We start from the raw sequence: 12,236 nt of genomic DNA, 5'->3' as shown, positions 1-12,236 counted from the left end.
TTGAGCGCCCTTCGCGGGCGCTGTTTAGTAGGGGTTTTGCTATTCAGATCAAGCGATTCAAAAACTTAACTACGCGCTGATACGCAGGCCATCAGCGTTGAACACCAGACAGTTATTCGGGGAGAAGAAGACCTCAATATGTTCATAAGGCTTGAAGGCACTGTCGCCCGCCAGCAGAAGTTTGAAGTTATCGATGCCACAGCATTGGCCGAACAGGTAGGTACTGTTACCTAAACGTTCGACGACTTCACAACCGAATGACAGGCGAATCCCCTCACCTTCCGGTGACACGTGTTCCGGCCGCAGCCCCAGCGTTATCGTGCTGCCAACAGTCAGTTCGCCAGTGCGAATCGGCAGCTCAAGCTGCAACTGCTCAGCAACATTCACCGTCAGGCTATCCGGCGTCCAATCGATGACCTGCGCAGGCAGGAAGTTCATTTTTGGCGAGCCGATAAAACCCGCAACAAACTGGTTAACCGGATGATAATAAAGCTCCATCGGCGATCCTACCTGCTCGACTTTGCCGTAATTCATGACCACGATTTTATCGGCCAGCGTCATGGCTTCGACCTGATCGTGCGTCACGTAGATCATCGTCGTTTTCAATTCCTGATGCAGTTTGGCAATGTGCAATCGCATATCCACGCGCAGCTCTGCATCCAGGTTCGACAGCGGCTCATCAAACAGGAACACTTTCGGGTTACGTACGATGGCGCGCCCTATCGCCACACGCTGGCGCTGCCCACCCGATAGCTCTTTCGGTTTACGCTCCAGCAGGTGAGACAGTTGCAGCGTCTTCGCCACCATCTCGATTTGGTGCTTAATCTGGTCTTTCGGAACGCCATTCACGCGCAGGCCGTAGCCCATATTCTCAGCGACGGTCATGTGCGGGTACAGCGCATAAGACTGGAACACCATCGCCACACCACGGTGAGCGGGGGCAACATCATTCACCACGGCCTCATCAATCATGATTTCACCGCCCGTGACATCTTCCAGCCCGGCAATCATTCTCAGCAACGTCGACTTACCACAGCCAGACGGCCCAACAAAAACGGCGAACTCTCCATCCGCAATCGTCAGATTCACATCGTGAAGCGTAATCGTTTTGCCAAAATGCTTACTCACTCTATCCAACTGGATCGACGCCATAACGGTAACCTCTTGATAATTTTGCTTTTCAGGATATAAGCGCTGAGTCACAACGGCCCAGTGGTCGTCTACTCAAAATGGCTCGGTAGCCCTTCCAGACGCATTAGCATCCGGCCAGATTTACCTGCACGCTGGTCATAATTGCAATATAACAGCATGGTGTAACCGTTTGCACAAACAGGGGGTTACTTTTGTGCATAAGATCACAGCCTTTACATGTTTCGCTGGCAGACGTGGCGCACTCTGCTTAATGTAATCGCCATTGGTGTAACCGTTATCCTAGTTTGTGGAAAACGCGCAACAAAGCGTCAAGCGCCACACAGCGACGATCGCCAAACAACGTGTACTGTTAGATGCCTCATTCCCTTCGGTGTACTGCCGTGTGATGTAACGTTACACCAACATCGCACAGGGACAGCAAAAACGGTGAAAACGGGAAAGTACGCGACAATTTCCGACCATGATTGGCCCACCAGGGCTTTGAGGACTAATGATGAAAATGAAAACACTGACCACCGTCATTATGATTTCACTGGGTATCACCGGCGTACTCAGCAAATCAGCGCTGGCAGCCGACAAAGAACTTCTGGTATGGGAAGATATCAAGAAATCCGACGGCATCGCCGACGCGATCAAAGCCTTTGAAAAACAGAATAATGTCAAAATCAAAGTGCTGGAAACGCCCTACGCGCAGCAGATTGAGAAACTCCGTCTGGATGGCCCAGCAGGAATCGGCCCGGATGTGATCGTGATGCCACACGATCAGGTGGGTACCGCCGTGGTTCAGGGATTGATCAGCGAACTGAAGCTGGACCAGACGTTCCTGTCGAGTTTCACCAAACCAGCGCTGGAAGCACAAACCTATAACGGTAAGCTGTACGGCGTGCCGAAAGCGGTTGAAACCACCGTGCTGGTGTACAACAAAGACCTGATGCCACAGCCGCCGGAAAAATTTGACGATCTGTTCACCTTCTCCAAACAGCAACGTGCGGAAGGCCGCTATGGCCTGCTGGCGAAGTTTGATGAAATTTATTACGCCTATGGCGTCATCGCTGGGATGGGTGGCTACATTTTCGGGCAGAACAGCAACGGTTCACCAAACGTAAAAGACATCGGTCTGGATAAACAAGCCACTATCGATGCCGTCAACTACATCAAGAAATTCTATGCCGATGGCCTGTTCCCACCGGGCATCGTCGGTGAAACCGGCGCTAACGCCATCGATTCCCTGTTTACCGAGAAAAAAGCCGCTGCCGTGATTACCGGTCCGTGGGCGTTCCAGCCGTACAAAAACGCAGGCGTAAACTATGGTGTAGCCCCACTGCCGCTGCTGCCAAACGGCGAGCATCCGCGTTCGCTGCTGGGCGTGAAAGGCTACAGCATCTCCACCTACTCTAAAAACAAAGCGCTAGCGCAGAAATTCATTGAGTTCATCAATCAGCCTGAGTACGCCAAAATTCGCTTCCAGTTAACCGGTGAAATCCCACCTATCGCGGCGCTGGTTGACGATCCGCTGATTAAGGATGACGAAAAATCCCGTGCTGTCGCGATCCAGTCTGGCTATGCCGTTCCTATGCCGAGCGTACCGGAAATGCAGGAAGTCTGGACACCTGCGAACAGCGCGCTGCAACTGAGCGTAACGGGCAAGCAGGACACCAAAGCGGCGCTGGAATCTGCCGTGAAGATTATCAAAATGCAGATCGAAGCTAACCACAGTAACCAGTAATCCCCCGCACCACCGTGGGTCAACATGGGATCCCTTATTTCTCCCCCAATCGGTTTCGGGATGTGAGGGATACCCATGTTTTTAAGAAAATGGAGGTAGATGTGACCGTCAACGCCAGCGGCCTTACGCCACAAGAGAGAGGATGTCGCCACGCCAGAACGGCTGTATTGCTGGCGCTCATCCCCGGACTCGGACAGATTTATAATCGCCAGTTCGTCAAAGGCGCACTTTTCTTTATCGTCATGGTCTGCTTCATCGGCATATTCCATGATTTCCTGCGGAACGGTGCCTGGGGGCTCATCACGCTGGGCACTGAGCTGCCGCGCGATCACTCTATTTTTCTGTTGGCAAAAGGCATTATCAGCGTGATCGTCGCCGCCTTTGGCGTCGGCGTTTACTATTTGAGCCTGCGCGATGCCTACGCGTGCGGTGCCAGACGCGATAAAGGTCTGCCGTTGAATAGCGTGAAGAAGCAATATCAGATGCTGCTGAGCGAAGGCTTCCCTTATCTGATGATCACCCCCGGCTTCATCTTGCTGGTCTTTGTCGTGGTTTTCCCGATTATTTTCGGTTTTTCCATCGCCTTTACCAATTACAACCTCTACCACACGCCGCCCGCCAAGCTGGTCGACTGGGTAGGGATGACGAACTTTATCAACATCTTCCGGCTCGATCTCTGGCGCTCAACGTTCTTTGACGTGCTGCAATGGACGGTGATTTGGACGCTGATTGCGACCACACTCCAGTGCGCCGTAGGCATCCTGCTGGCGATTTTGGTGAACCAGAAAGGGCTGCGTTTCAAGCCGCTGATCCGCACCATCCTGATCCTGCCGTGGGCAGTGCCGGGCTTCGTCACTATTCTGGTCTTCGCGGGGATGTTTAACGAAACGTTTGGCGTGATTAATAACGGCATTCTGGCCGCATTGGGGATTGAGCCTAAAGCGTGGATGACCGACCCGTTCTGGGCCAAGACCGCGCTGATTCTGATGCAAACCTGGTTAGGCTTCCCGTTTGTGTTCGCCATGACCACCGGCGTATTGCAGGCGATTCCTGACGATTTGTACGAAGCCGCAACGATTGACGGCGCCAGCAGTTGGTACAAGCTGACCACCATCACGCTGCCGCTGGTGCTCTACTCCATTGCACCGATCATCATCACGCAGTACACGTTCAACTTTAATAATTTCAACATCATCTATCTGTTCAACAACGGCGGACCGGCGGTGATCGGCTCCAACGCGGGCGGGACGGATATTCTGGTGTCCTGGATTTATAAGCTGACCATGTCTTCTTCCCAATATGCGATCGCAGCCAGCATCACCATTCTGCTGTCGATTTTTGTCGTGGGCGTCGCACTGTGGCAGTTCCGCGCCACCAACTCCTTCAAACAAGACAACATGGCATAGGAAAGCGCGCAGATGAAAAAGCACAGCGTTAAACGCCAGAATTTTATCAAACTCGGCCTGACCTACCTGCTGTTGACGATCGTGGCAATCATCATTATTTATCCACTGATCTGGACGGTTGGCGCGTCGCTGAACCCCGGCAACAGCCTGCTCAACACCTCGATCATCCCAGATAACTTCTCCTTTATTCACTATGAGGAGCTGTTTAACGGCCAGATTGACTACGCGGCATGGTACTGGAACTCGATGAAAATCAGCTTCCTGACCATGATTCTGACGCTAGTCAGCGTCAGTTTCACCGCGTATTCCTTCTCTCGTTTCCGCTTTCGCGGCCGCCAGAATGGGCTGATGTTGTTTCTACTCTTGCAGATGATCCCGCAGTTCTCCGCGCTGATCGCCATCTTCGTACTAGCGCAGATGCTGGGGCTGGTGAACAGCCATATTGCGCTGGTGCTGGTTTACGTCGGCGGCATGATCCCGATGAATACCTATCTGATGAAAGGCTATCTGGATGCCATTCCGAAAGATCTGGATGAGTCCGCGCGTATGGACGGCGCGGGTAACTTCCGCATCTTTATCGAGATCATTATGCCGCTGTCCAAACCGATCATCGCGGTGATAGCTCTGTTCTCGTTTACCGGCCCGCTGGGTGATTTCATTCTCTCCAGCACCATCCTGCGCACGCCGGATCAGTACACGCTGCCCATCGGGCTATACAACCTGGTCTCACAGAAGATGGGAGCCAGCTACACCACCTACGCCGCGGGAGCCGTGCTGATCGCGGTACCGGTCGCCATTCTTTATCTTTCATTGCAAAAGTACTTTGTCTCCGGCCTGACCTCAGGCGGAACCAAAGGGTAATAACTCAACATCTGTACCTATTCCAGGAACGTAAAATGAAAATGAAAAAACGCGTACTGATGGCCGCCATGCTGGCAACTGGCCTGTTGACCTTCTCCCTGCCGCAAACCCTGTATGCCGCAGAGAATGTGACGATCAATAAGTTGACGAACGTCCCTGCCGATTTCATTAAAGGCGCGGATATTTCCATGCTGAACGAGGTGGAAAAGCACGGCGGAAAATTTTATGACGAACATGGCAAACAGAAAGATGCCATGCTGATCCTGAAAGAGAACGGCATTAACTATATCCGTCTGCGCATCTGGAACGATCCGAAAGATGCAGCGGGCAACGGTTACGGCGGCGGTAACAACGATCTGGCGACCACGCTGGCGCTGGCTAAACGCGCCAAAGCGAACGGAATGAAAGTGCTGCTGGATTTCCACTACAGCGATTTCTGGACCGACCCGGCCCACCAAAACAAGCCTAAAGCCTGGTCTGGCCTAAACGCAGCGCAGCTCACGACTGCCCTACATGACTACACCAAAGCCACCATTAGCGAATTCCAGAAAGCGGGCGTCATGCCGGATATGGTGCAGATCGGTAACGAACTGAACGGCGGGATGCTGTGGCCGGAAGGAAAAAGTTGGGGTCAGGGTGGCGGCGAATTCGATCGCCTCGCGGCGATGCTGAAAGCCGGTATTCAGGGCGTGAAGGACGTACAGGGCGCGAATAACGTCAAGATCATGCTGCATCTGGCGGAAGGCACCAAAAACGACACCTTTATCTGGTGGTTCGATGAAATCGTCAAACGTAACGTCCCGTTTGATGTCATCGGTGCCTCGTTCTACACCTACTGGAACGGCCCCATCAGCGCGTTGCAGTACAACATGAACGACGTCACCAAACGCTACAATAAAGACATCATCGTGGTTGAAGCCGCCTATGCTTACACGTTGGAAAACTGCGATAACGCGGAAAACAGCTTCCAGCAAAAAGAGTTGGATGCCGGCGGTTACCCTGCTTCCGTTCAGGGTCAGGCCAATTACCTGCACGATTTGATGCAAAGCGTCATCAACGTACCCAACCAGCGCGGCAAAGGCGTCTTCTATTGGGAGCCAATCTGGCTGCCTACCCTCGGTGCAACCTGGGCCACGAAAGCGGGTATGAAATACAACAACGACGAATGGAAAGAAGGCAACGCACGGGAAAACCAAGCGCTGTTCGACTGCAAAGGCAACGTACTGCCTTCCATCAAAGCGTTTAAGTAAGTCGTAAACCGTATTCAGAGCGTGACAACCCGTTTAACTGAACAAGAGCGGCGATAATGGGATAGAAGAGTAAAGCGTTTGCGCCATGGACAAAAACGTCAGGAACGTTTTTGAACGTCGCTTGCGGCGGCCCTGCAAGGGTGAATCTCAGGGATGAGATTCATATCCGCGCAACCCGAGCGTACAGGGATGTATTCACAGCGTCTTTACGATCTACCCATCATCGCCGCATAAGCACATTGCCAGCTATCTCGAACACGCAAACCGTATTCAACGCGTTGACAACCCGTTTAGGAGAGAACGATGTTCAAATTCCCCCCGCTAAGCAGCAAAGTGCCTGTTCTGCTGCACGGCGCAGACTATAACCCTGACCAATGGCTGGACGACCCAGAGGTTCTGGAAAAAGACATTGAGATGATGAAGCAGACCCAGTGCAACGTCATGTCCGTGGGTATTTTCAGCTGGTCTGGGATTGAGCCGGAAGAAGGTCGCTACGAATTTGGCTGGTTGGATGGCATCCTCGACACGCTGTATGCCAACGGTATCTTCGTTTTTCTGGCAACGCCGAGCGGCGCACGCCCGGCTTGGCTATCGCAGAAATACCCAGACGTACTACGTGTAGGCAGTAATCGCGTGCAGGCGCTGCACGGCGGTCGCCACAACCACTGCCTGAGCTCGCCGAACTATCGCGAGAAAGTAAAACAAATCAACACCCAGTTGGCAAATCGTTACTCGCACCATCCTGCGGTGATCGGCTGGCATATTTCCAACGAATACAGCGGCGAGTGCCACTGCGATACCTGCCGCAGCACCTTCCAGAGCTGGCTGAAAGCGCGCTACGGCACAATAGACGCACTGAATAAAGCGTGGTGGAGTACCTTCTGGAGCCACACCTACACCGACTGGTCACAGTTAGAACCCCCGTCGCCCATCGGTGAAGTATCCATCCACGGCTTGAATCTGGACTGGAAACGCTTTAACACCTCACAGGTCAGCGATTTCTGTGCCGCAGAAATTGCACCGCTAAAAGCCGAAAATCCGTCTCTGCCAACGACGACGAACTTCATGGAATACTTCTATGATTACGACTACTGGCAGTTGGCGAAGGTGATCGACTTCGTATCCTGGGACAGCTACCCGCTGTGGCATAACGCGGAAGATGACTGCACGCTGGGCGCCTACACCGCGATGTATCACGATCTGATGCGTACGCTGAAAGGTGGAAAACCGTTCTACCTGATGGAGTCAACGCCAAGCCTGACCAACTGGCAGCCGATCAGCAAACTGAAAAAGCCGGGCATGCATATCCTGTCTTCGCTTCAGGCCGTCGCGCACGGGTCAGACTCCGTGCAGTATTTCCAGTGGCGTAAGAGCCGCGGTTCCGTTGAAAAATTCCACGGTGCCGTCGTCGATCATGTCGGACATATCGACACCCGCGTTGGCCGTGAAGTGCAGGAATTGGGTGACATACTCAACAAACTCGCACCGGTAGCGGGCAGTCGGGTTGACGCCAAAGTCGCCATCATTTTCGACTGGGAAAGCCGCTGGGCGATGGACAACGCCCAAGGGCCGCGCAACGCGGGGCTGTTCTATGAGAAAACCGTCACCGAGCATTATCGTACGTTCTGGGAACAGGGCGTGGCGGTGGATATCATCAACGCCGATGTCGACCTCAGCGGTTATCAGCTCGTGATCGCACCGATGCTCTACATGGTACGCGATGGCTTTGCCGAACGTGTCGATGCCTTCGTCAAACAGGGCGGTAGCTTCGTCACCACCTACTGGTCTGGCGTCGTCAACGAAACCGATCTGTGTCACCAAAACGGTTTCCCTGGCCCGCTTCGCCCTATCATGGGGATCTGGGCAGAAGAAATCGATGGGCTGTACGATCATGAAAGCAACAGCATTAGCGGTCTGGACGGCAACGAGCAACGTCTGGTCGGCCCGTATCAGGTCACCCACCTGTGCGAGCTAATTCATCTTGAAGGCGCGCGTGCGCTGGCAACCTATGACAGCGATTTCTACGCGGGTCGCCCAGCCGTTACAGTCAATGATTACGGCAAGGGTCAGGCCTATTACATCGCGTCGCGCAACGACCTCGCCTTCCAGCGTGATTTCTTCACCACGCTGATACAGACGCTGGATTTACCGCGTGCGCTACCGACCGATCTGCCTTACGGCATTGTCGCTCATCGTCGTGATGACGGAGAAAGCGAGTTCATCTTCGTACAGAACTACACGGCAACGCCGCAACAGATCGCGCTGCCTGCCACCTACGAGGAAATGACGACGGGCAGCACACTTTCAGGCTCGCTCGACCTGTCAGGCTACGGCTGCCGGGTCCTACGCCGCGCGCTACAGTAAGGCTCATGCTTGTTGGCTAAGCATTACGATACTGGGCGAGCACAGTGCAGACGTTCCTACAGAACCTCATCACCGTGTGTCGCCTAACAGTAATGTTACGCGAACGGCATTATCATACGCACGCTGATAAACAAACGAAGAGGTGACTACGATGGGCAAGATTCACAATTTTCGGAAATTGTTCGCATCAATGTTGGGTAAGCAAATCACCGAGATTGAAATCGCTTCACCGCTAGACAAAGAAAACTTGCAGCAGTTGGTAACCGCCTTTGGCGGCAAAGAAAATATCGTCAGTCTGGATGCCTGTATCACCCGCCTGCGGGTCGAGGTTCACAGCCTGCGGCTGGTTAACAGCGACAGCTTACAAAAACTGGGCGCTATCGGCGTGATCATCGTCGGCCATCAGGTGCAGGCCATCTTCGGCACCCAGTCGGATAACCTGCGGCGCGAGTTAGCCGCCTGGTTTGAGGATGATGGAGCAGAAGCGCGCTAAATGTTCGCTGTCTCTTAGTCACATTTTTATGCCACTGTTGAGGCGGTTTCGTGCGCGATAAATGTTGTAAATGTATGAGTATCTTGCCGTTATCTGGCGTAAAAATTATGCAGCGGTGGGCTTGACCGCCGAGTGAGCGACAGGACGTCGCGAAAACCAGTGCCGCGTCGGGAACGCGTCACTGGTGGCTCGATTAGCGGTCATGAACACCGATGGCACCGCGTAAGCGGCATAATTCCCGCCAAAAGCCGGGGTTCATAGGGGGCTGGCGTAGCCCCCTATGTCGGGCGCGTGCTACGAGGTAGCATGAAAATGGCGGTATGATGGCGCACGAAACCATTTCCACACCCGCATATAAAGTGTAATGAAGAAACACCTGCGAAGAAGGCAATTTCCTAATAGCGACTCGCGCGATTCAACAGTTCGATATCTTCTGCTGGAAGCACCAGCCGCGTCGCGCCCGCCAGTTCAGCAACCTGCTCCAGCGACGTTGCACTGGCGATTGGGGCAGTGATGCTCGGACGTGCGATCAGCCAGGCCAACGCGACCTGCGATGGCGTCGTCTGATGCGCATTCGCCACGCTATCCAACGTTTCCAAAATGGTGCGACCGCGCTCGTTCAGGTATTTTTCTACTACGCCCTGCCCGCGTGCGCTTTTCGACGCATCCTTCGGCTGACGATACTTGCCTGACAGAAACCCGCTAGCCAGCGAATAGTAGCTAATGACTCCAATCCCTTGCTCACGCACCAACGGCTCTAGCGCGGCCTCATAACCCTGCCGATCGTACAAATTGTATTCCGGTTGCAGCGTTTCATAACGCGCCAGATGATTGGCTTTACTGACTTTCAGCGCCTCCGCCAGACGCGTCGCACTGTAGTTAGACGCCCCAATCGCGCGCACTTTGCCCTCTTTAATCAGCTCATCAAACGCGGCCAGCGTTTCTTCCAGCGGTGTATCTTTGTCGTCAGTATGTGCCTGATAGAGATCGATGTAGTCAGTTTGCAAACGCTGTAATGAGGCCTCGACCGCCTGTCGAATATAGCGGGGAGACAGCCCTTTCTTGCCATCGCCTAAATCCATACCCACTTTGGTGGCGAGAATGACCTTGTCACGCTGGCCGCTTTTTTTCAGCCAGTTACCGATGATGGTTTCAGATTCACCGCCCTGATTGCCGGGAGCCCAGCGCGAATAAACATCGGCGGTATCAATGAAATTCAGCCCGTGCGCCAGCAGCGTATCCAACAGGCTGAACGACGTCGATTCGTCAACCGTCCAGCCAAAGACATTACCGCCGAAAGAAAAAGGTGGAACCACGATCCCAGAACGTCCAAGCTCACGTGTGGTATCTGATACTGACATAATCACTCTCCTTTTGAATCATGCAGAAAACATCATAAAAAACCCGCGCCTACCTGACATCTACGGTAGGGCAATGCCACTTTCTGTTTGGGATAAGAATAATGAATGACCAGAAAGACGCAAATAACGAGACGTAGCATTTAGTTTAGATAAAATCCCAAGGTATAATTGTTTTTTTGCGTTCTTCCTCTCATTTTTAATGCACGCGTTACATAAAATGACGTGGAAAATTTGGCCTGCCTCATATTTGGAGCACACATGTCCCTGTCCCATATCGCGCAATTTATTCTGGCGCTGGTTGTTGTTGCGGCGCTGGCACTACTCGTCTGCCGCGATCGTAAAAGTATTCGTATTCGTTTTATTATTCAGTTACTCGTCATCGAAATTTTGCTCGCTTATTTCTTCCTGTACTCCGACATTGGATTAGGCGCAGTCAAAGGGGTCGCAGCGCTGTTCGACAAACTACTCGGATTTGCAGGTCAAGGGACGGACTTCGTATTCGGTGACATGGTTAACAGTGAGAAGAACCTGATTTCCTTCTTCTTTAAAGTACTCTGTCCTATCGTCTTCATTTCCGCGCTGATCGGTATCCTGCAACACATTAAAGTGCTGCCCATCATCATCCGCGCGATTGGTACGGTCCTGTCCAAAGTGAACGGCATGGGTAAACTGGAATCCTTTAACGCAGTCAGTTCACTGATTCTCGGCCAGTCAGAAAACTTCATTGCCTACAAAGACATTCTGGGCAAGATGTCCGAAAAACGCATGTACACCATGTCAGCAACCGCCATGTCGACCGTTTCGATGTCTATCGTCGGTGCGTACATGTCTATGCTGGATGCTAAATTCGTCGTTGCCGCGCTGATTCTGAACATGTTCAGTACCTTCATCGTGCTGTCGCTGATTAACCCCTACAAAGTCGGTGAAGAGCCGGAATTGCAGTTGGGTAATCTGCATGAAAATCAGAGCTTCTTTGAAATGCTGGGCGAATACATTCTGGCAGGCTTCAAAGTTGCCGTTATCGTTGCAGCAATGCTGATTGGCTTCATTGCACTGATTGCCGCAGTCAACGCGATTTTCAGCGCCATTTTTGGCATCAGCTTCCAGGAAGTCCTCGGCTACGTGTTCTATCCGTTCGCCTGGATCATGGGTATCCCGTCTCACGAAGCCCTTCAGGTTGGTAGCATCATGGCAACCAAACTGGTTTCTAACGAATTTGTGGCGATGCTGGAACTGCAAAAAGTAGCAGGCGAACTGTCTCCACGCAGCGTGGGCATCCTGTCTGTGTTCCTGGTGTCCTTCGCCAACTTCTCGTCCATCGGTATTATTGCTGGCGCGATTAAAGGCCTGAACGAACAACAGGGCAACGTGGTTTCCCGTTTTGGCCTGAAACTGGTTTACGGTTCTACGCTGGTGAGCATCCTTTCCGCCGCTATCGCCGGTCTGGTGCTGTAATCCTTCATCACGTTATAAAATTTTTATCTCTATCCGGCAGCCTTGTGCTGCCGGATTCTTTTTCCTACAAACCCTGACATATCTTCCATAATTCCTTCATTTTTGTCCGGCATCCCTTGTTTAAACTAGTAAAATAAGGCCATTGGTCTAATAACGTGCTGGGTATGA

Annotated in this window: 9 protein-coding genes; 7 read left to right on the top strand and 2 right to left on the bottom strand. The window is 52.6% G+C overall.

Translation table 11 applies throughout. The features are described 5' to 3' along the window. Positions 1 to 69: 69 nt before the first annotated feature. Complete coding sequence (gene ugpC, locus JFY74_07040; protein QQG29786.1) at positions 70 to 1,152, bottom strand: sn-glycerol-3-phosphate ABC transporter ATP-binding protein UgpC; 1,083 nt, start codon at positions 1,150 to 1,152, stop codon at positions 70 to 72. Between the two features lie 493 nt (positions 1,153 to 1,645). Between ugpC and JFY74_07035 the strand changes: the two genes are divergently transcribed. From JFY74_07035 to JFY74_07010, 6 genes are all read left to right on the top strand, one after another. Beyond that, positions 1,646 to 2,878 carry an extracellular solute-binding protein gene (locus JFY74_07035; GenBank protein ID QQG29785.1) on the top strand — a complete coding sequence of 411 codons (1,233 nt, stop codon included), beginning with the start codon at positions 1,646 to 1,648 and terminating at the stop codon, positions 2,876 to 2,878. 89 nt (positions 2,879 to 2,967) lie between these two features. After that, on the top strand, positions 2,968 to 4,284 hold the full coding sequence (locus JFY74_07030; protein QQG29784.1) for a sugar ABC transporter permease: 1,317 nt from the start codon (positions 2,968 to 2,970) through the stop codon (positions 4,282 to 4,284). Between the two features lie 12 nt (positions 4,285 to 4,296). Further along, positions 4,297 to 5,145: a sugar ABC transporter permease gene (locus JFY74_07025; protein QQG29783.1), complete on the top strand. Its 849-nt coding sequence runs from the start codon at positions 4,297 to 4,299 to the stop codon at positions 5,143 to 5,145. Positions 5,146 to 5,180: 35 nt separating this feature from the next. Beyond that, positions 5,181 to 6,395: an arabinogalactan endo-beta-1,4-galactanase gene (locus tag JFY74_07020; GenBank protein ID QQG29782.1), complete on the top strand. Its 1,215-nt coding sequence runs from the start codon at positions 5,181 to 5,183 to the stop codon at positions 6,393 to 6,395. 303 nt (positions 6,396 to 6,698) lie between these two features. Continuing rightward, entirely contained in the window at positions 6,699 to 8,759 is a 2,061-nt protein-coding gene (locus JFY74_07015; protein QQG29781.1) for a beta-galactosidase, read from the top strand. Positions 8,760 to 8,910: 151 nt separating this feature from the next. Further along, on the top strand, positions 8,911 to 9,252 hold the full coding sequence (locus JFY74_07010) for a PTS transporter subunit EIIB (protein QQG29780.1): 342 nt from the start codon (positions 8,911 to 8,913) through the stop codon (positions 9,250 to 9,252). A gap of 395 nt (positions 9,253 to 9,647) precedes the next feature. On the opposite strand, the gene JFY74_07005 is transcribed toward JFY74_07010, so the two are convergent. Next, complete coding sequence (locus tag JFY74_07005; GenBank protein ID QQG29779.1) at positions 9,648 to 10,613, bottom strand: aldo/keto reductase; 966 nt, start codon at positions 10,611 to 10,613, stop codon at positions 9,648 to 9,650. 258 nt (positions 10,614 to 10,871) lie between these two features. Between JFY74_07005 and JFY74_07000 the strand changes: the two genes are divergently transcribed. After that, positions 10,872 to 12,068 (top strand): NupC/NupG family nucleoside CNT transporter, encoded by a 1,197-nt coding sequence (locus tag JFY74_07000; GenBank protein ID QQG29778.1) that lies wholly within the window; start codon positions 10,872 to 10,874, stop codon positions 12,066 to 12,068. Positions 12,069 to 12,236 lie beyond the last annotated feature (168 nt).

Source organism: Pectobacterium carotovorum, from assembly GCA_016415585.1.
GTDB classification, from domain to species: Bacteria; Pseudomonadota; Gammaproteobacteria; order Enterobacterales; family Enterobacteriaceae; genus Pectobacterium; species Pectobacterium carotovorum_K.
The sequence above is the reverse complement of the archived record's forward strand: the minus strand, read 5'-3'. Positions and strand labels throughout refer to the sequence as shown.

Excerpts from the sequence above, each read along its gene's own strand:
- JFY74_07010 (QQG29780.1), top strand. The coding sequence starts at position 8,911 with ATGGGCAAGATTCACAATTTTCGGAAATTGTTCGCATCAATGTTGGGT.
- JFY74_07020 (QQG29782.1), top strand. The coding sequence starts at position 5,181 with ATGAAAATGAAAAAACGCGTACTGATGGCCGCCATGCTGGCAACTGGC.
- JFY74_07005 (QQG29779.1), bottom strand. The coding sequence starts at position 10,613 with ATGTCAGTATCAGATACCACACGTGAGCTTGGACGTTCTGGGATCGTG.
- JFY74_07025 (QQG29783.1), top strand. The coding sequence starts at position 4,297 with ATGAAAAAGCACAGCGTTAAACGCCAGAATTTTATCAAACTCGGCCTG.
- JFY74_07030 (QQG29784.1), top strand. The coding sequence starts at position 2,968 with ATGGAGGTAGATGTGACCGTCAACGCCAGCGGCCTTACGCCACAAGAG.
- JFY74_07000 (QQG29778.1), top strand. The coding sequence starts at position 10,872 with ATGTCCCTGTCCCATATCGCGCAATTTATTCTGGCGCTGGTTGTTGTT.
- ugpC (QQG29786.1), bottom strand. The coding sequence starts at position 1,152 with ATGGCGTCGATCCAGTTGGATAGAGTGAGTAAGCATTTTGGCAAAACG.
- JFY74_07015 (QQG29781.1), top strand. The coding sequence starts at position 6,699 with ATGTTCAAATTCCCCCCGCTAAGCAGCAAAGTGCCTGTTCTGCTGCAC.
- JFY74_07035 (QQG29785.1), top strand. The coding sequence starts at position 1,646 with ATGAAAATGAAAACACTGACCACCGTCATTATGATTTCACTGGGTATC.